At 71.7% G+C, this 16,887-nt stretch carries 22 protein-coding genes and 1 pseudogene; 5 read left to right on the plus strand and 18 right to left on the minus strand.

All coding sequences use genetic code 11. The features are described 5' to 3' along the window. Positions 1 to 76: 76 nt before the first annotated feature. The 10 genes and pseudogenes from AB0E19_RS35725 to AB0E19_RS35770 all read right to left on the minus strand — a co-directional run bounded on the left by AB0E19_RS35725 (position 77) and on the right by AB0E19_RS35770 (position 6,226). The gene (locus AB0E19_RS35725; protein WP_362188389.1) at positions 77 to 502 is read right to left on the minus strand and encodes a hypothetical protein; all 426 of its coding nucleotides are present in this window, start codon (positions 500 to 502) and stop codon (positions 77 to 79) included. A 115-nt stretch (positions 503 to 617) separates the two neighbouring features. After that, entirely contained in the window at positions 618 to 1,130 is a 513-nt protein-coding gene (locus AB0E19_RS35730) for a hypothetical protein (protein ID WP_362188392.1), read from the minus strand. Between the two features lie 148 nt (positions 1,131 to 1,278). Then, positions 1,279 to 1,539, minus strand: a pseudogene (locus AB0E19_RS35735) (RRQRL motif-containing zinc-binding protein); the annotation flags it as partial. Positions 1,540 to 1,567: 28 nt separating this feature from the next. Further along, positions 1,568 to 1,807, minus strand: coding sequence for a hypothetical protein (locus AB0E19_RS35740; protein ID WP_362188395.1), 240 nt, complete (start codon positions 1,805 to 1,807; stop codon positions 1,568 to 1,570). Positions 1,808 to 1,983: 176 nt separating this feature from the next. After that, the gene (locus tag AB0E19_RS35745) at positions 1,984 to 2,325 is read right to left on the minus strand and encodes a hypothetical protein (protein WP_362188398.1); all 342 of its coding nucleotides are present in this window, start codon (positions 2,323 to 2,325) and stop codon (positions 1,984 to 1,986) included. Between the two features lie 101 nt (positions 2,326 to 2,426). Further along, a complete protein-coding gene (locus tag AB0E19_RS35750) occupies positions 2,427 to 2,633 on the minus strand; it encodes a hypothetical protein (protein WP_362188401.1) in 207 nt (68 codons plus the stop codon). A gap of 14 nt (positions 2,634 to 2,647) precedes the next feature. Further along, complete coding sequence (locus tag AB0E19_RS35755; RefSeq protein WP_362188404.1) at positions 2,648 to 3,115, minus strand: hypothetical protein; 468 nt, start codon at positions 3,113 to 3,115, stop codon at positions 2,648 to 2,650. After that, positions 3,112 to 5,325 (minus strand): type IV secretory system conjugative DNA transfer family protein, encoded by a 2,214-nt coding sequence (locus AB0E19_RS35760; RefSeq protein WP_362188407.1) that lies wholly within the window; start codon positions 5,323 to 5,325, stop codon positions 3,112 to 3,114. Before AB0E19_RS35760 ends, AB0E19_RS35755 begins: the two co-directional genes overlap by 4 nt. A gap of 15 nt (positions 5,326 to 5,340) precedes the next feature. Then, a complete protein-coding gene (locus AB0E19_RS35765; RefSeq protein ID WP_362188410.1) occupies positions 5,341 to 5,733 on the minus strand; it encodes a hypothetical protein in 393 nt (130 codons plus the stop codon). 22 nt (positions 5,734 to 5,755) lie between these two features. Next, complete coding sequence (locus AB0E19_RS35770; RefSeq protein ID WP_362188413.1) at positions 5,756 to 6,226, minus strand: hypothetical protein; 471 nt, start codon at positions 6,224 to 6,226, stop codon at positions 5,756 to 5,758. 52 nt (positions 6,227 to 6,278) lie between these two features. On the opposite strand from AB0E19_RS35770, the gene AB0E19_RS35775 reads away from it, so the two are divergent. Then, positions 6,279 to 6,650, plus strand: a complete 372-nt coding sequence (locus AB0E19_RS35775) for a hypothetical protein (RefSeq protein ID WP_362188416.1) — start codon at positions 6,279 to 6,281, stop codon at positions 6,648 to 6,650. A 383-nt stretch (positions 6,651 to 7,033) separates the two neighbouring features. Here the strand turns inward: AB0E19_RS35775 and AB0E19_RS35780 are convergent, their stop codons facing one another. The 8 genes from AB0E19_RS35780 to AB0E19_RS35815 form a co-directional block, all read right to left on the minus strand. Next, positions 7,034 to 7,252 carry a hypothetical protein gene (locus AB0E19_RS35780; RefSeq protein ID WP_362188419.1) on the minus strand — a complete coding sequence of 73 codons (219 nt, stop codon included), beginning with the start codon at positions 7,250 to 7,252 and terminating at the stop codon, positions 7,034 to 7,036. 1 nt (position 7,253) lies between these two features. Then, positions 7,254 to 7,910 (minus strand): hypothetical protein, encoded by a 657-nt coding sequence (locus AB0E19_RS35785; protein ID WP_362188422.1) that lies wholly within the window; start codon positions 7,908 to 7,910, stop codon positions 7,254 to 7,256. A 168-nt stretch (positions 7,911 to 8,078) separates the two neighbouring features. Beyond that, positions 8,079 to 10,358, minus strand: coding sequence for a hypothetical protein (locus AB0E19_RS35790; protein ID WP_362188425.1), 2,280 nt, complete (start codon positions 10,356 to 10,358; stop codon positions 8,079 to 8,081). A 68-nt stretch (positions 10,359 to 10,426) separates the two neighbouring features. Further along, entirely contained in the window at positions 10,427 to 10,795 is a 369-nt protein-coding gene (locus AB0E19_RS35795; RefSeq protein WP_362188428.1) for a hypothetical protein, read from the minus strand. A gap of 116 nt (positions 10,796 to 10,911) precedes the next feature. Next, complete coding sequence (locus AB0E19_RS35800; RefSeq protein WP_362188431.1) at positions 10,912 to 11,238, minus strand: hypothetical protein; 327 nt, start codon at positions 11,236 to 11,238, stop codon at positions 10,912 to 10,914. Between the two features lie 291 nt (positions 11,239 to 11,529). After that, the gene (locus AB0E19_RS35805) at positions 11,530 to 11,796 is read right to left on the minus strand and encodes a WhiB family transcriptional regulator (RefSeq protein WP_362188434.1); all 267 of its coding nucleotides are present in this window, start codon (positions 11,794 to 11,796) and stop codon (positions 11,530 to 11,532) included. Positions 11,797 to 12,039: 243 nt separating this feature from the next. After that, entirely contained in the window at positions 12,040 to 12,462 is a 423-nt protein-coding gene (locus tag AB0E19_RS35810) for a hypothetical protein (RefSeq protein WP_362188437.1), read from the minus strand. Positions 12,463 to 12,533: 71 nt separating this feature from the next. Further along, a complete protein-coding gene (locus tag AB0E19_RS35815; protein WP_362188440.1) occupies positions 12,534 to 13,421 on the minus strand; it encodes a hypothetical protein in 888 nt (295 codons plus the stop codon). 369 nt (positions 13,422 to 13,790) lie between these two features. Between AB0E19_RS35815 and AB0E19_RS35820 the strand changes: the two genes are divergently transcribed. The 4 genes from AB0E19_RS35820 (at position 13,791) to AB0E19_RS35835 (ending at position 16,876) form a co-directional block, all read left to right on the plus strand. Then, complete coding sequence (locus AB0E19_RS35820) at positions 13,791 to 14,120, plus strand: winged helix-turn-helix domain-containing protein (RefSeq protein WP_362188443.1); 330 nt, start codon at positions 13,791 to 13,793, stop codon at positions 14,118 to 14,120. A 153-nt stretch (positions 14,121 to 14,273) separates the two neighbouring features. After that, positions 14,274 to 15,701, plus strand: a complete 1,428-nt coding sequence (locus AB0E19_RS35825) for a helix-turn-helix transcriptional regulator (RefSeq protein ID WP_362188446.1) — start codon at positions 14,274 to 14,276, stop codon at positions 15,699 to 15,701. A gap of 21 nt (positions 15,702 to 15,722) precedes the next feature. Beyond that, positions 15,723 to 16,403: a dihydrofolate reductase family protein gene (locus AB0E19_RS35830; protein WP_362188449.1), complete on the plus strand. Its 681-nt coding sequence runs from the start codon at positions 15,723 to 15,725 to the stop codon at positions 16,401 to 16,403. Then, a complete protein-coding gene (locus tag AB0E19_RS35835) occupies positions 16,403 to 16,876 on the plus strand; it encodes a deaminase (RefSeq protein ID WP_362188453.1) in 474 nt (157 codons plus the stop codon). The genes AB0E19_RS35830 and AB0E19_RS35835 overlap by 1 nt, the downstream gene beginning before the upstream one ends. Positions 16,877 to 16,887 lie beyond the last annotated feature (11 nt).

Here is a 16,887-nt window from a genome sequence, read left to right on the forward strand (position 1 = left end):
TCCCCTTCTTCTCCCCACAAGCCGGCGCTTGAAGGCCGCCAAGCTGAGCACGTTCATCCGTACCTTGCTGAGCACCTCAGTGAGTACGCGGACAGGTGGTGTAGCCGCGCCACCGCTCGGCGCTGCTGAGCAGGCTCTTGCTGAGGTCGATGCGGTACGCGGCCTGGGCGGCGCGGTGCGCGGCGTCGGTCTCGGCGGCGGCGCCGATCTGTCCGAGCGCCTCGTCCAGGTCGCTCGGCACGGCAGCACTGCGGAGCTCGGCGATGTCGGCCTGGGCGACGCGGCGGCGCAGCGGGGCGAGCAGTGCGTCGGCGACCGTGGTGAAGAGGAAGGTGCCGCCGAGGGCGACGGCGCCGGTGGCGGCCAGGCGCAGGTCGGCGTCGAAGGTGGCCGGGTAGTAGGTGTAGCCGACAACGGCGCCGCTGACGGCACCGGCCAGCATGATGACCATGTCGACGCCGTCGAGCAGGGCCTGGATGGAGCGGCGTACAGAAGCGCGCACAGCTGTTCTCCTTCGGAATGCGGGGAGGACGGCCCGCAGGACAGCGGGCCAGTTCAGCAAGGTGGGTCGTGATGCCCGGCCGGGCGGCGCGGACGGAAAGGTGCGGGGCGGCCGGTTACCGGGACTTCGCGCCGGTGGTGGCGATCAGGGCGGCGACCGTCTCCCAGCCGTGGTGCCAGGCGGAGTCCAAGTGGAAGGACCCGTTCATGCCGAAGTCTGCGAGCTTGTAGAAGCCGCCCGTTGCGGTCTTGGTGGCGAGCTTCTCCAGCAGGCCCTTGCCCGGGACGCGCCGGTCGGCGGCGTAGTGGGTGCCGAAGGAGATGGCGAGGGCGGCCGCGGCTGCGGCCGGGTGGACGCGGATGCCGAGGGCGCGGGCGCCGAGCCCGGTGACGATCGCCTGGGTGGCGGTGTAGGTCAGGCAGTGCTCCAGGCACGCCTTGCGGCCGTCGGCCGTGCCGTGGACCGTCTTCTTCTCGGTGACCGGGTCCTGGTAGGTGACCGGGTGGTCGTCGGAGGCGCCCTTCACCCGGGCGCAGAAGTCGCTCTGCACCCAGAAGTCGCCGATGGCGCTGGCGGCGCGGGTCAGTCCGAGTACGGCGGCGAAGGTGGCGGGACGGTGAGCCTGCATGAGGTGGTCCTCTCGGTTCAGGCGGCCAGCAGGTGCGGGGCCGGGGGAGCGGTGTAGGAGGCGGGGTCGGCGGGCGTGCCGTCGTGGCACTCAGGCACGAGTCCAAGGTCTTGAGCGGGATGCAGTGGAAGTAGCGGCGGCGGCAGGTGCCGTAGGTCTGGCGCTTGGCCATCGCCTTGTCGAGCGCCGCTTCCTTGGCGAGGGTCATCGGCCGCTTCGGCTTCGCCAGGTCGATCCGGTACAGCCACGCGAACCGCCGGCCGCCGCGGCACTCGATGCGGGCGACGGGCTCCTGGCCGCCGGGGCGCAGGCCCATCTCCCGCAGCTGGCGGTGAGTTGCGAGCCCGGGGACGGCCTGGCGCCACCGGAAGACCGGCAGCGAGCCGTCGCCGGGGTCGTGGGCGTGCACGGGTGCCTCCCCCGGAGTGGGCGGGCGGTCAGCGGGGGAGCGGGGCGGAGCTCCTCGTCGCGGCGACGGTGAACTGTCCGTCGCCGGTCAGGGCGTCGCTCAGGCAGGTGGACAACTCGCTGTCCTCGGTCCTGAGGAGCTCCAGGGCCTGGGTGATGCGGTACTCGGCGGCCAGGCGGCCGCGCTCCTGGCTGGCGGCGCGGTCGTGGAGCTCCTGGACGTGGGTGTGGAGCTCGCGGTAGGTGCGGGTGCGGATCACACGGAACATCGGGTCTCCTGAACGGGATGGTGGAGCAGGACGGGAAGTGCTGCGCCCCGCCGACCGGGAGGGTCTGTGGGGCGCGGGTGGTGGCCGGTCGGCCTGTCCGGTCACCGGGACCGGCCGCCCCTCGGAGTGCGGGGCGGGCCGGTGCCGGTGGCCAGGCGGGACGGTCGGATCCTGTGTCAGAGGGCGGCGGAGACGACCAGGGCGATGAGGGCGGCGGAGCCGCCGATCAGGAGGGCGGAGCCGGCGCTGGCCCACCAGTAGTGGCCCATGGTCTTCTCGTCGCGCAGGTCGCTGAGGCCGTCGGCGATGCGGGCGTGGAGCACGGCGAGCGGGGACAGGGCGGCGTACCAGCGGCCCAGGCGGTCTATCTCGCCGGCGAGTTCGTCGTCGGGGAAGTGGCCGCCGTGGACGGCCTGGCGGTGGGCATCGCCTTCGGCGTCGAGGTCGTCGGGGTGGAGGACGACGGGGCTGGTGGTGCGGCAGATGGTGCAGCGGTAGCGGTAGCGGTAGCGGCGCACGGTGGCGGTCTCCCGAGAGGGTGGTGGTTCGGGCAGGGAACGGCGACGCCCCGCCCGGAAGGAGGTTCCGGGCGGGGCGCGAGGCCGAGCTGTGCGGTGTGTCAGGTGTTGATCTGCCTGCGGACGTCTGCGACGAGGCGGAGGATCTCGTGGGCCATGTCGGTGATCGTCTGGAGCTGCCTGTCGATGTCGGCCGGGTCCGGTCCGGTGAACGAGAACGAGCGGCCGTCGTCCTCCGGCTGTGGGTCGGTGAAGGAGGACGAACGGCCGCCGCGGTCCGGCTGCGGGTTGGTGAACGAGAACGACACGGGCAGCTCCAGCGTCAGATGTTCAGGTGTTGGGCGCGCCGGATGGCGGCCTCCCACACGCTACGCACCTGCGCTCCGCTGTGGCAGTCGTTCCAGGACGGGATGGTCTGCCACTTCTTGCCGTGCTGTCGGCGGGCCTCGTCGAGGAGGAGGTTTCCGGCGTCGCGGTAGGCGGTGTTGCGGGCTCCGGCGGCGGCGCGCAGGGCGCCGATGGAGCAGCGGGCGCCCTCCGTGTTGATGAGGGAGTACCGGGTCCAGCCGTGGGTGTCGAGGAACGCGAGCGCGTCGGTGAGGGTCTTCTCCACCGGCCCGGTCAGGCGCACCGGAGCGGCGGCGGTGAGGGGGACCTGCGCGGGCACCACGAGAGCCGCAGGCGGCGCGGGTTCCGGGATGGGGACCGGGTCGGGGTCCAGGAGCCGGAACGCGGCCGCGTACAGGTCCTGGTCAATGGGGGTGAAGTCGGTCTTCGTGTGGGTGTTCATGCTGCCCTCCACAGGCCGTTCTCGTTGGTGACCTCGCCCCTCTTCTTCAGCTCGGACAGCCGCGGCTTGACGCGAGTGGCGGGGATCTCGAGCTTGCGGGCGATGGTTTCGGCGGTCATGGGGATGGAGTGCTCCTGGAGGAGCTCGAGGATGCGCGGCTTGATCAGCTCCTGTCCCTCGGATGCCGCCGGTGCTCCACCCGGCCGGGCGGGCCCGGGGACGGCGTGGAGACCGGCGGGGTTGTGGTGGGCCGCCGGCTCCGGCGAGGAGGCGGCGGCCTCGGCGGCGGCGAGGAGGTCGGCGAGGCTGCCGATGAGGTTCTTGCCGCGCTTGTCGACCATCCGCGTCTGGGCGATCGCGTCGCGCTCGCGCCAGGCGTCGCAGTCCTCGATCCCGACCGGCCGCTCGCCCCCGGCGAGGGAGACCGGCGGCACGTCCAGGTGCAGGGAGCGGAACTGGACGGCCTGGCTGCCGGGGGTGAGGAGGTAGCCCAGGCCGAAGGTGCCGTCCTCGGGGGCGGCGGCGGCTTCGGTGGCCAGGCCGGACATGTCGCGGTCGGCGACCTTGGCGTACTGGCCGGGCCACTGCGAGGGGATCCTCGACAGGTCGATGCCCTCCGCGCCCTCCACCGCGTTCGTGCCGACCAGCGAGCCCTGGCCCTTGGCGCAGCGCAGGAACACCGCGCCGCCGCCGATCAGCAGCTGCGAGCGGATGACCGTGGAGTTGCCGAGGTCTTCGGCGAGCGGGGTCTGGGTGGCCAGGACGACACCGATGCCCCGCTTGAGGGACCGGCGGGTCAACTGCTCGACGATCGCCTTCGCCTCTTCGGCGTAGGGCGAGGAGGCCGACAGCAACATGTGGGCCTCGTCGATGACGACCAGGACCAGCGGGTCGGTGAAGGGGAACGCGGGGGAGCGGTAGCGGGATTCGCGGTCGAGCAGCATCGCGTAGGCGAGGCGCAGCGCGCCCATCGCCTCGTCCAGGCCGTCCCCAAGGTACGCGGACAGCGAGGCGCCGGCGATGGTCCCGGCCTGCGGGGAGGCGAGGATCACCGCGATATTGGAGCGGTGGGCGGAGAGCAGGATCTGCTCCAGCAGCCCCGACTTGCCCGACCGGGAACCGCCGACGAGGTAGAGGTGGCGGGCGCCGGAGCCGGGCTGCGCGAGCGGCAGGAGCGCGGGGCGGCCGTCGACGTAGGTGCCGGCGCGGACGTAGCCGCGCGAGTCCATCGACAGCTCGTCCAGGACCGTCGAGAGCATCGTGCCGTGCATCAGGGCGTGCTCCCGCATCACCCGGATCCCCATCTGAGAGGGCTTGTCGCCGGGGGCCAGGGCGATCTGGATCGTCTCCAGGTCGAGGTTGCCCGCGAGGTCCTGCAGGTTCACGGTGCCGATCGCCCGGCGGTCGCGGGTCGCGATGCCTTCCCAGTCCAGCGGCCCGTCGTAGCGGGTCAGGGTCAGGGTGGTGCCCGGCATCGCGCCCTCGGGCACGCCGACGTAGGCGGCCCACAGCTCCTGCGGGGTCGTGGGGGCCCCGGCCGTGATCTGCGGCTGCTCCGCCAGCACCTTCAGATGCACGGTGACCGGCAGGGCGTTCGGCGCGTAGTGCTTGGGGTCGCCCAGCTCCACCTGGGAGACGGGGATCTGGTAGACGGAGGCGATGTCGGCGGCCCGGACCCGCACCTGCTGCCCCTGGGGCAGGGTGATGATCCCGGTGAACGCGACGTGGTCGGCGTCGATCCCGAGGCCGAGGTGCTCCAGGTTGGCCCCGGCCTGGATGAGGACGCGGCCCTCGGTCTGGGTCGGGCCGGAGATGTACTCGCGCCACCAGGCGGTGATGAGCTGTGCCTGAGACGTCTGCCCAGTGGTCACCCCCGCGCCCGTGGTCACGGAGATGAGCTCGGGCGCGGGGAGGTGGCCGGCGAGGTTGCGGTGGTGGGCCAAGGCGGCGGCCCCGGCCGGGACCGCGAGCCCAAGGGCGATCAGCGGGTTCATGCCGGCGGCGAGGACCTCGCTGGCGGCGATGCCGCAGCCTGTGGTGGTAAGCCCGCACGCGATCAGGGACCGCAGCACCGGGGCGGAGGCGCCAACGGCCCACGCCCCGGCTCCGGCCGCCGCGGCGGCGAGGGCGGACCAGGGGCCGGCGGCAAGTGGCACCACCGCGAGCGCGGCGGGCGCGTACTGAACGAACTGTGCTCGGGTCGGCCCCATGATCCTTCGGTCTCCTTAACTCTGGGCGTAGAAGCCGGCTTCGGCCATGTCGACGGGGGAGGTGGCGACGGCGTCGGCGATGCCGCCGTGGTCGTTCTCGGTGGTGGTCTTCGCGTCGTCGGCGGCCGCGGCCGCGCTGTCGGCGGCGGAGGTGTAAGCGCCGGCCGCGTCCTTGACGCCGGTCATGGTCAGCGCGGCGTCGGCGAACTCGGAGGTCGTGGCGTCGTCGACGGCCAGCGCCTTCATCGTCTCGGCGGCGTCGAGCATCTGCTCGGCGGCGTCGTCGACGTCCGCGGCGAGCTTGGTGACGGTCCGGGCGTGCGCGTGGACGTTGTGGGTGAGCCAGGCCAGTTTGGTGCGCAGGGCCGCGTAGTTCGCGGCGTCCTTCAGGGTTTCGGTGGCGCTCATGCGGGGCTTCTCCTGTCTGTGGTCAGCGGGCGTTGTAGAAGTCGCGCTCGGCGGGCTTGGTCAGGGGGGAGTCGGCGACGGCGCGGAAGATGCCGCCGTGCCGGGCCTCGGCGTTCGCGGACGCGGTGCGGCACGCCTCCTCGCCACCCTGGATCTTGTCGTGGACGTCCTTGGCGGCGGCGGCCTGGAGGTCGAGCTGCTCCTTGAGGTGCTCGCACTTCGCGATGAGGTTCGCGCCGACGCCCTTGGCGGTGATGTCCGCGATGAGCGTGTCGCAGTCCGTGGCCAGCTCCAGGGCCTCGTCCATGAGTTCCAGGGCGGTGTCGGTGCTGGCCTGGCACAGGGTGGCCGAGCCGTCGGCGAGGTCGATGACCTGGGTGAGGTTCATGACCTCACCGCCGCTGTAGGTGCGGGACTTGCCCGCGGCGGTCGTGACGTGGACGCCCTTGTCGTCGACGGTCGCGGCGTGCGGGACGGGCGGGTTGGGCTGCATCGCGGGGTCCTTCCGGATGTGGTCGGGCAGCTTGACGGTGCGGGGCCGCGGAATGGTCCCGGCCGGGGGAACTGCGGACCCCGGCGGCACCGTCACCGGCGGGGTCGTCGGCGGCGGAGGCGCCGTCGGCCGCGGCGGGGTCGTCGGGGGAGGGGGCGCGGACGGCGGTGGGGGTGCGGACGGCGGTGGAGGCGTCGTCGGCGGAGACGTCGAAGACGGCGGCGTCGCCGTGGAGGACGGGGTCCCCGCCGGCGGCGTCGCCGAGGACGAAGAGCCCGTCGGCGGGGTCGCCGAGGAGGGAGTCGCCGTAGGCGGCGTTGTCGAGGACGGCTTCCCCTTCGTCGACTTACCCTTCGGCGGCTTCGCCGCAGAGGGGTCTGCGGAAGGGGAAACGGAAGGCACCTCGGTCGGCTTCTTGAGGTAGGCCGAGCGCCATCCGTCGCGCAGGCCACCGGCCATATGCGCGCCCGCCAGCAGACCGTAATGCGTTTTCGCCGCGATGTTGTACGGCGCGTTTCGGAATGTGTCCGGCGCCCGGGTCGGATTCCATTTATCTTTTGTTTTAGCGGGGGGTTTCTTGATTCCCGCCTGCTCGTATTTCCCGTGCGTTTTCTCCACGCCGAACACGTAGCTGATGGCGAGGAGCAAGAGCAGTTCCATGCCCCTCCTTTCTGTGACTCTATGTGGTTGAGGTCGGTTACCGGTTACCGGTTACAGGCCCCCAGGACCCCGGTTCGGGCCCTCCGGCGGAGGGTTCGAGGGGTCTCTGGGGGCTGTAACCGGTAACCGGTAACCGCGATCGGTCACTCAGCGCGACGCCGAGCCGATGTTGTTCACGGTCGTGTTCGCCGTGTTGAACACCGACTCCAGCGTGCCGCGGATCGACTCACTGAACGGCGTGTACGGCAGGAAGATGCCGGAGACGATGAGCATGATGCAGACCACCATCTGCTTCCCCTTCGTCTTCCTGAAGGTGAAGAACAGAGCCCAGCAGAAAAGACCGAGGGCGAAGAACTGAAGCGTCATGTCACGCACCCTTCTCGAAGGTGAATCCTTTGTTGCTGACGGGGGTTACCGCGCCCGAACCGGAGGGCGCGGAGAGCTTCTTGTAGGCCAGGAGGCCGCCGCCTCCGACGAGCGCCACCCACAGCCACGGGCTGGAGGTGATGCCGCTCCCAGAGCTGGCGCCGGCGGGCTGCTGGGCCCTGGCGGAGGTGCCGCTGAAGACCGGGGCCGGGCACTCGGGGATCCGGGAGATCTCGAAGGAAGACGCCTTGGCGACGGCCGCCGCGCGGTCCTTCATGCACTCGCGGTAGACGGTCAGCTCCCGCTCGTACGCGGCCTTGGCGGTGGCCTCCTCGATCTGGGCCCGCTGCTTGTCGGCCTCCGCCTCGACCAGGGCGTTCGCGGCGTCCTGCTGCGCGCGCGCACGGTCCTGGGCGGCCTGGTCGGCCTGCGCGTTGGTGACGGCGATGACCGTTCCGCACACGGCGACGACGGCGATCGTGCCGCACACGGCGAGGGCCGCGGTGTTGCGGCGCATCCCGTCGACCGCGGTGGAAAACCTCGAGGTCGCGGGCTTCTGCGGCTTCTCCGGGGCCTCGGGGGCCGGGGTCTGCGGGGTCGGGGGCTGGGGCTGGGGGGTCATGAGGCTGAGCTCCTTGTCCCAGTCGATGCCGGACATGGCTGATGAACTCCTTCTCGGTGTGGTTCGAGCCCGCCCAGGCATGCCGGAAGCGGGGTCTGATCAGGGGAAACGTGCTGTACTGGTCGTGACTGCTTCCGGCAGTCGCAAGGAGGGCCAGCCCGCTGACTTCGGGCTGGCCCTCCTTGGTGTGTGCCGGACGGTGGGTCAGGTGAGGTGCTTGTCGGCGTCCTCGGGCCGCAGCAGGCCGGCCTCCTTCAGCAGCCGGACCGCGCGGGGCAGGTTGACCGAGAGGTCGGTACGGACCCGGTACAAGGTCACGTAGCCGTCCTCATCGCGCGGCAGCGCCTGTACGAGCGGGAGGAGTTCGGCGTCCGTACGGGCAGGCGTACCGGGTCGGTCCGTACCGGCTGTACGGCCCGCACCGCTGGCTCCGGTTGCGCGAGAGGAAGTGGCCGCCGTACCGGTACGGCCACCCTGTACAGCGTCGAAGCCGAGCTGGGTACGGACGCTGACCGCGCCGCTGCGCTCCTGTACGGCCGCGTGAGCCGTACCGGTACGCCTCCGGGTCGCCGTACCTGTACGCGCCGCCCCGTCTAGAGGGGTGTGTACGCCGTGTGTACGGTCGCTGTACGGCCTGGTCAGCGCCCCTTCACCCCCATCGCGGTGCGCCGGGTGGGAGAGGGCGTGTGCCGGGTCCGTACCGTCGTATCCGGCGCCCGTACCGTCGCCTCGTCCGCCGCTGTTCGCGGCGTACAGGTCGCCGTACGCGGGCTGCGTACGGCCCGACGCGATGCTGTCCGTACCGGCCGTCCGGCGGTGCGTACCGGTACGGGCAGCCGTACCGCTTCCGCCGTCCACACCGGTACGGTCCGGCGTACCGGTGGCCGTACCGGACGAGGTGTCCGTACCGCCGTGGCCGTCCGTACCGTCGTCGTGCATGAGGGTGTGTACGCGCCAGATGACGGCCACGAAGATCAGGACGACGAACGTCGTCAGCCACCACGGTGCCGACCCGCCCTCGGGAACGAGGTGCGCCTGCTCGGACAGGTGGAAGACGACGTTGGCCGACGCCATCAGCGTGAGCGCGGCGGGAATGTCTCGCTTGGCCCGGAAAGCCGTGACGCAGTAGACGTCGATGCTGACCGGAAGAAGCGGGGCGACATACTTGCCGATGCCGACCATGCGGGCCAGCTCGTACTCACCGGCGGCGGCGAGCCCAACTCCGGCGGCCAACGCGACCCACGGCGCCATCTTCCACAGCTTGCCGCCGAGGTTCTGACGCCAACCGCGCCACTTCGAGGCCGCCCTCTTGGCCTCGCGGGCCTCGTTCAGCAGCCGGCGGGCGCGGGCCTCGTCGGCCTGCGCCCGCTCGGTGACAGCCTTGGCCTTGCGCTCGGCCTCGGCGGTGATGCGCTCGGCCTCCTTCTGCGCGGCCGCGCGCAGCTCCTGGGCAACGGTCGTGGCCTCGGTGCGCAGCTTCTCGCGCTGCTGGTCGCACGCCCTCTTCAGCCCGGCGAGCTCCTCAGCCAGGGCCTGGCGCTTGCCCTCGGCGTCGGCGTCGAACTTCTCACCGAGCTCGCGCAGCTCGGCGCGCAGCTCGGCGCGGGCGGTCTCCGCCTCGGTGTGGGCGGCGGCGACGTAGGCGTCGGCCTCGCGGCGCCGCTCGGCGGCGGCCTGGACCGCGTCCGCGTGCAGCGCCTCCGCCTCGGTGCGCCGGGCGGCGTACTGCTCGGCGGCGGCCTTGGCGAGCCGGGCGTGGCGCTCGCGAGCCTGCTCGACCTCGGCCTGGGCAGCGGCGAGCAGCTCGTCGGCCTCGGCGCGGGCGCGGGCGAGGATCTGCCCGGCCTCGGTGCGGCGGGTGGCGACCAGGGCGCCGATCTCGGTGAGGTCGGCCTCGGCCAGGCGCCGCAGCTCGGCGACCGCCGTCGCGGTGGCCTGGTGGTCGGCGGCGGCCAGCTCGGTCAGCTCCGCGACCCGCGCCCGCGCCTGGGCGAGGAGCTGGCCGGCGCGGGTCTGGGCCTCGGACAGGAGCCGGTCGGCCTCGCCGCGCAGCTGCTGCGCCTCCCCGCGCACGGTCTCGGCCTCGGTGGTGGCCGCCGCCCGCTGGGCGGTGGCCTCCTCCTGGGCGCCGGCAGTGACGGCCTCGGCGCGCGTGCGCGCGTCGGCCAGCAGGGCGGTGGTCTGCTCGTGGGTATCGGCGACGGTGCGCGCCGCCTGCTCCTCGGCCTGCGTCTGCAGGGCGAGGGCCTGCTCGCGGGCGGTGTCGATGATGTCGGCGGCCCGGTCGCGGGCGTCCGCGACCGTGGCCAGCGCCACCCAGTCCGTCTCCGGTACCACCGTCGTCTCCGTCTCGGAGACCGGCGTCATCTCGGAGAGCGGCGCCGGGGCGGGGGCGGGCAGGGTGGAGGCGGCGGGCTGCGCGGCCGGCGTGGCCGGCGTCTTGGTGCGGGCGTTGGCCCTCTTACGGGTTCGGTTGGCGGCCACGCCGCCTCCTTCCAGGTCGGGTGCCGCCCCGGGAGGCCCGGGGCGGCGATGGTGCTCGGTGGGTGGGGTCAGCCGCGCGGGCCGGGCAGCTCCGGCCGGACGTTGGCGGTGGCCTGCTGCTGGGTGAGCCAGGCCATCGCCGCCGCGGTCATGTCGTCGGCGGCGTCGACGCCGTGCAGGGGGGCGGTGTCGATGTCGCGCATCGCGTCGATCGGCGGCAGCAGCCGCATGTAGTCCGGCTTGACGAACTCGACCAGGCGGCCGGAGACCAGCGCGGTCAGGGTGTACTCGCCGGTCGCCCACGCCTTCTTGACCTTGCAGACGAAGGTGTGGCCCGCCTGGCCGGTCCAGTACAGCTCCGGGTCGCGGTACAGGACGTAGTCGCCGGCCTTGAAGACGGCGACGGGGGTGGTGGTCTTCTGCGGGCTGAGGGACATGTCATCTCCTCGAGGAGGTCGGTGGTGCAGTCCGGGCTGTCCGGCTCCCCTCGCCCCGTCCGTACCGGCACACAGGCCGGGACGGACGGGGGAGGCAACCGACAGGCGGGAAGGACTCAGTGGACGTCGATGAAGCGGAAGGCCGCGAAGGCCGTGCCGCGCGGGTCGGCGGTGGCCTGGACGATGCGGTCGGCCTCGCCGGTGTCGCCGCGGTTGACGGCGTCGGCCGCCGCCCGGGCCGCGTCCCAGTCGATGCCCGCCGCCGGCGTCACGTCGGCGGGACGGTGGAGCCGCGCGCGCAGCGTGCGCCAGGCCCGGCGGAGCGGGCGTCGGCGGCGCGCCCGGGTCACCTGGGCGGCGGCGTCGCGGTGCCCGAGCTGGTGGAGGATCTGCTCGGAGTCGTAGTCGGCGGCGGTCCAGCCGTCGCGGCGGATGGTGCGCATGGTGCCTCCTGGAGGAAGGGCGTCGGCCCCAGCCGATGCCCGGTAGAGGGCGTGCGAAAGGCCGGCGGCCCGTCAGGCGGGCGGCCGGGCACGGCGCGTGCGGTCAAGCGGGAAGGGACCTCGGTCGGGCTCCCGGCCGGCGGTCACGGCGGCCGGGAGCCCGACAGTCGGCGGGGCGGAGCTCGGTGTCAGGTCAGCACCTCTGGCAGGACTCGGTCTCCCACCAGCAGCTGCACAGGGGGCACTGCCACAGGTGCCGCAGGGGCGCGGCCAGGACGGCCAGGATGTTCGTCATGCCGTCGCCCCCTGTCCGGCGCGGTGCCGGTTGCGGGCGGCGCGGCGCTTCATCGCCCGCCGCTCGTCCTCGCTGAGCCCGCCCCAGACCCCGGAGTCCTGACCGGACTCCAGCGCCCACTGCAAGCACGCCTCCATGACCGGGCAGCGGCGGCAGACGGACTTGGCTTCCTCGATCTGCAGCATGGCGGGGCCGGTGTTGCCGACCGGGAAGAACAGATCCGGGTCTTCCTCGCGGCAGGCCGCGTTATGGCGCCAGTCCATCGCGGTCACTTCCCCTGCCGAACGCGGCGCAGGGCCTCGTCCATGTCCGTGTCGGAGTCGCCGTTGTTCCGTGCGATGCTGTTCTGCATAGGTCCTCCGCGTAGGTCCTGGACAGCCTCGGGGGCGCAATCCCCGGGGCTGTCGTTCGTTGGCGGGTCGTACGACCGGCCACGACCAGCGGCCACTCCCCTGGTGCAGTAGGGGGTGGCCGTTGATCGTGGGCGTCCGTCCGGGGCCGGTGGGTCAGGCGGCGGCGTATTCGGGGCGGCATCCGGAGCGGATCGTCCGGCGCAGGCGAGCGGCGTGGGGGAGAAGGACGTCGACCAGGCGCTCGCGGACCAGGCTGGTGATCGACGGGTCGGTCGCGAGAATGTCCAGGGCCGCGTGCCGGCGTGCGAAGAACTCGCCGAGGACCTCGGTGTGCGGGCGGGTCAGCGAGGCCGCCTTCTCGCGGGGCGTCGCGAACAGCTCGTACATCCCCAGCGGTGTGCCGAAGGCGATGTCGAGGTCGACGTCGAAGTCGGCGAACTCGGTGGGGAGCGGGACGTCGAGCTCGTCCAGGAGCGCGAGCGTCTCGGCGTCGAACACCTCGCCGCTGCTGGGCCGGTGGGACGTCAGGGTCAGGGTGGCGGGCATCAGGACCTCCAGGGCGCGGTGAGCGGGCAAGGGCGGGAGCAGACGGTCCCGGCCTCGGCCCCCGCGCGGTGCGGGAGCCGAGGCCGGGGCGGTTGTGCGGGTCAGGCCGCGAGAGCGGGCTTGCGGCGGCGGGCGCCGAGGGCGGGCTTGCGGCAGCGGGCGGTGTACACCGCGGCGGTCTCACCCAGGGCCGGGGCGGGCAACTCGGCCCGGACCGCGTCCACCAGCTTCGTGTGCTCGGACTGGTCGGCCGGGGTCAGGGGGCGGCGCCAGAGCGTGGCCAGGTGCGAGTAGGCGACGCGGGCGAGGTGCTCCTCAAGGACGTCGCTCGCGGAACGGCCCGGGGCGGCGTCGGCCAGGACGCGCAGGGTGCCGGCGGCCAGGGCACGGACGGAACGGCCGTCCCCGGCCTCCTGCCCAATCATGGCCGGCAGGGCGCCGGCGGGGCCGTCGACGGCCCGACCACGCGTGGTGGGGAGCGCGTCGGCCGGAACCGCACGGGCGGCGTCGGCCCGGCGGGCGGCGGGCACCGCACGCTCCCACTGAGCTCGCCGGTCGGCGGGACGCTCCTGCGGCCGGGCGACCTTGAGGGTCTGGACGGTGGCGCGGCGGTGACGGGTCAGGTCGACCGCGAGACGCTCCTCACGCGCCCACTCGCCGTACTGGCGGCTCCAGGTGTCCGCGCTGACGTCGACGTCGACGAGACGGTTGCTGGAGCTGCAGCGGATCGCGGCGTCGACGCCGGCCCGGCCGGTGTGGTGCGGGACCGTCTTGAGCAGGTAGGTGCCGCGGTGGGGGGTCACGGCCACCCAGGTGTCGCAGGCCGGGCAGACCAGCGAGATACGGCGCTTCTGGGTGGACTCGACCCGCCGCATGTCGATGTGACCGGGCGACAAGGTCGAGAGGACGATCGGGGCGAGGGGGCTGACGCGGGAGGTACGGGTGCGGCCCCGGCGCTTGGCGGCCTTGGGCATGGCGAGCTCGGACATGGCAACTCCTCGGCAGGAGAAATGGGGAGGGGGGTGCGGGGCGGATGCTCTCTCCACCCACCAGGCCCACGAGCCAGAGGCCCGCGTCCCGGCGGATAGACAGCGCATCAGCGCTGAGGTCGTACAGCAGTCCTGCCGGTCGGGGGGGTTTGGTCTTAGCTACCGCCTCCGGCCACCTGCCCGACTCCGAAGAGACGAGCTGCGGGACTGCGATGGTGCAGTGGTACGTCCAGCAGGGCGGCTCTTACCGCCCCACCAACCTTGCTGACTTACCTAGGTTAGCTGGTAAGGTTGGGTGGATGTCAAGCACTTGATTGAGGAAGCTATGGAAGCTAGCTAAGACGAGGGGGTCGACCTACGATGTCGCTCATGAGCAACGAGGCCGTGCAGCCGTACCAGCGAATCGTTCAGGATGTCCGCGACAAGATCCGCTCCGGTCTCCTGACCCCTGGGACGAAGCTGCCAAGCACACGGGAGCTCGTAGAGGAGTACGGCGTCGCAGCTGGGACCGTCCAGCGAGCCCTGACCGAGCTGCGCACGGCGGGCCTCATCTACTCCCATCAGGGCCGCGGCTCTTTCGTCACCAACGCTGCCTCCGCCGGCGAGGACTCGACCGCTCGATCCATCAAGGCACTTGAAGAGCAGGTCGCCGATCTCACAGCACGCCTCGAACGGATCGAGAAGGACCGAGGCGACTGACGTCGTTCCTCGCGTGCCGTTCTGCATGTTCGTCCCTCCCTGGCCGGTCCAACTTCGTTAGCAAAGTTGTAGGCCCGACCACGGAGCTGGTTCTAGGTCTGACATGTGTCCAGCCGCTGGACACACCGATAGGAGACATGGAGGGGGATCAGCGTGGGGCAGAAGCCGAACGTTCTGACCCCGGAGGCATCGCCCCTGGACCGCTTCGGCTACACAGTGCGAGACCTCCGCGAGCGGCGCGGTCTCAGCCTGCGCGGCCTCGCGGAAGCCACCTTCTTCTCGTACTCCAAGCTGTGGAAATGGGAGAACGCGAAGCGCGCTCCGAAGCACCGCTCCGAGGTCGAGGAGTTGGACCGTGTGCTCAACGCGCACGGCCTTTTGATCGAGCTGTGGGAGCGCATCGCCTCGGATGATTCCCCTCGAGATCATGTGTCCGTTTCAGGGCTCCATGTGTCCGAATCATCCGTGGACCTGGCTGTGGCCGCGTCCCAGCGGGCAACGTCGGACGGTGAGGGGATCTTTGTCCCCGCTCGTCTACGGGATGGATCGGTGATTTTCGTGGCGCTGGATCGACGCGCGATGCTGCGTGGCGGGATGGGGCTCGGTGCAGCTGCTGCGCTGGGCGGGGTATCGCCGGCGGCCGCCAGCTCTCTGCCGAGGCTGACACGCTCGGCCCGGTCGGCTTCCGCCTACAGCGGTACGCCGGTGGAACACTTCCAGCGCGCGCGTCGTCTGCTGATCGACAGCGACAACCTCCTCGGCCCCGGCCGAGCCATCGCGGCCGCGCTCCAGCACATCGAGGACATCAAGCAGCTGCGCCAGGACACGAAGGGCACGGACCGCCACGCCCTCATGGAGCTCCAGACGCAGTACGCGGAGTTCACTTCCTGGCTCTACCAAGACCTGGGCGACTTCAACAACGCGCAGTTCTGGCTCGACCGAGCGTTCCAGTGGAGCCACACCGTCGGAGACGGTGACCTGACCTCGTACGTGATGGCCCGCAAGGCACAGCTCGCTGGCGAGATGCGCGACCTGGTCGACGTCGTCGACCTCGCCGAAGCCGCGCAGCGCATGGCGCGGCCCCGCAGTCGACTGGCCGCCGTCGCCCGGACCTACGAGTCGTACGGGCACGCGTTGCGCGGTGAGCTGGCCGACAGCGAGCGCACGATCGACGATGTGCGCAACGCTCTCGATCGCGTCTCCGGCGACACGACCCCCTGGGGCGTGTGGCTGAACGAGCAGTACGTGGAAGTGCACCGGGCGCAGGGCTTGGAGGTACTGGGCAAGCATGCGGAAGCCGCGGAGGTCTTCACCAACGCCATCAAGGCACTGCCCGACGGATACCACCGCGACCGCGGCGTCTATATGGCTCGGGCCGCCGTGGCTCACGCCGGTGCCGGCGCGCCCGACCAAGCCGCTGCGGTCGGTCTCCAGGCCCTGAGTATCGCCAACGACACGGGCTCGGGCCGGATCGTCCGAGAGCTCGCGCGTCTCGACAAGGCGCTGGTGCCCTGGCAGCGCCAGCCCGAGGTCGCGGAGTTCCGCGCGCACTTCGACGGCACGCTCGCCCACGAATTCTGAGCAGAACGGATCACACCGCCTATGACCATGCGTCCGTACGTCATCCTCTCCGCCGCCATGTCGGTCGACGGCTACCTGGACGACACCAGCTCCGAGCGACTGCTGCTCTCCAACGCTCAGGACTTCGACCGCGTCGACCAGGTCCGGGCGGAGTCCGACGCCATCCTGATCGGCGCGAACACCATGCGCCGGGACAACCCGCGCCTGTTGGTCAACAGCGACGAACGCCGTGCTCAGCGCGTCGCCGACAGCAAGTCGGCCTACCCGCTGAAAGTCACGGTCACCCGCACCGGCGACCTCGCCGCCGACCTGAAGTTCTGGCACCACGGCGGCGACAAGTTGGTCGTCACCGTCGACAGCGCGGTGGAAAAGGTTCGTGCGACGCTCGGGGACCTCGCTGACGTCGTCAGCGTCGGGCCCGACCTCGACTGGGGCCTGGTCCTCGACGAACTCGGGCACCGCGGCGTCAAGCAGCTGATGGTGGAGGGCGGTGGCACGATCCACACCCAGTTCATGGCGCAGAACCTGGCCGACGAGGTCCACCTCGCCGTCGCGCCGCTGCTCGTAGGCCAGGCCGACGCTCCGAAATTCCTGGGAGCCGCTGAATACCCGGGCGGGTCAACCTCCCGGATGCGTCTGCTGGAGGCCCGCGTGATCGGCGACGTCGTGCTGCTGCGCTACGCCCCGAAGGAGCGTGGCTGATGTACGTCCCCGACCGGGACGAGGACCTCCGCTGGATGCGGCGCGCGATCGGCCTCGCCGCGCTGTGTCCCCCGGCTGCCGGGGCGTACTCGGTGGGGGCGGTCATCGTTGCCGAGGACGGCACCGAGCTCGCGGCCGGCTACTCGCGTGAGGCCGATCCGCGGGAGCACGCGGAGGAGGCCGCCCTCGGAAAACTGCCGGTGGGCGACCCTCGGCTGGCCACGGCGACGATCTACTCGTCCCTGGAGCCGTGCTCCCGGCGGAGCGCGGACCGTACTCCGTGCGCGCAGCGGATCCTCGAGGCCGGGATCCCGCGCGTCGTCATCGCCTGGCGCGAACCGCCCCTGTTCGTTGCCGACTGCGTCGGAGTCGAGCTCTTGGTCGCTGCTGGCGTGACGGTGGTCGAACTGCCTGAGCTCGCAGATGCCGCTCAAATGCCGAACCGACACCTGGGTGACGGCCACATCGGGTAATCCACGCTCAC

Origin of the sequence: Streptomyces sp. NPDC047974 (assembly GCF_040653375.1) — a bacterium.
In the GTDB taxonomy this organism is placed as follows: domain Bacteria; phylum Actinomycetota; class Actinomycetes; order Streptomycetales; family Streptomycetaceae; genus Streptomyces.

Coding starts and splice junctions, on each gene's coding strand:
- AB0E19_RS35730 (WP_362188392.1), bottom strand. CDS start 1,130: ATGCAGGCTCACCGTCCCGCCACCTTCGCCGCCGTACTCGGACTGACC.
- AB0E19_RS35740 (WP_362188395.1), bottom strand. CDS start 1,807: ATGTTCCGTGTGATCCGCACCCGCACCTACCGCGAGCTCCACACCCAC.
- AB0E19_RS35755 (WP_362188404.1), bottom strand. CDS start 3,115: ATGAACACCCACACGAAGACCGACTTCACCCCCATTGACCAGGACCTG.
- AB0E19_RS35760 (WP_362188407.1), bottom strand. CDS start 5,325: ATGGGGCCGACCCGAGCACAGTTCGTTCAGTACGCGCCCGCCGCGCTC.
- AB0E19_RS35765 (WP_362188410.1), bottom strand. CDS start 5,733: ATGAGCGCCACCGAAACCCTGAAGGACGCCGCGAACTACGCGGCCCTG.
- AB0E19_RS35770 (WP_362188413.1), bottom strand. CDS start 6,226: ATGCAGCCCAACCCGCCCGTCCCGCACGCCGCGACCGTCGACGACAAG.
- AB0E19_RS35775 (WP_362188416.1), top strand. CDS start 6,279: ATGGTCCCGGCCGGGGGAACTGCGGACCCCGGCGGCACCGTCACCGGC.
- AB0E19_RS35780 (WP_362188419.1), bottom strand. CDS start 7,252: ATGACGCTTCAGTTCTTCGCCCTCGGTCTTTTCTGCTGGGCTCTGTTC.
- AB0E19_RS35785 (WP_362188422.1), bottom strand. CDS start 7,910: ATGTCCGGCATCGACTGGGACAAGGAGCTCAGCCTCATGACCCCCCAG.
- AB0E19_RS35795 (WP_362188428.1), bottom strand. CDS start 10,795: ATGTCCCTCAGCCCGCAGAAGACCACCACCCCCGTCGCCGTCTTCAAG.
- AB0E19_RS35800 (WP_362188431.1), bottom strand. CDS start 11,238: ATGCGCACCATCCGCCGCGACGGCTGGACCGCCGCCGACTACGACTCC.
- AB0E19_RS35805 (WP_362188434.1), bottom strand. CDS start 11,796: ATGGACTGGCGCCATAACGCGGCCTGCCGCGAGGAAGACCCGGATCTG.
- AB0E19_RS35815 (WP_362188440.1), bottom strand. CDS start 13,421: ATGTCCGAGCTCGCCATGCCCAAGGCCGCCAAGCGCCGGGGCCGCACC.
- AB0E19_RS35820 (WP_362188443.1), top strand. CDS start 13,791: ATGAGCAACGAGGCCGTGCAGCCGTACCAGCGAATCGTTCAGGATGTC.
- AB0E19_RS35830 (WP_362188449.1), top strand. CDS start 15,723: ATGACCATGCGTCCGTACGTCATCCTCTCCGCCGCCATGTCGGTCGAC.
- AB0E19_RS35835 (WP_362188453.1), top strand. CDS start 16,403: ATGTACGTCCCCGACCGGGACGAGGACCTCCGCTGGATGCGGCGCGCG.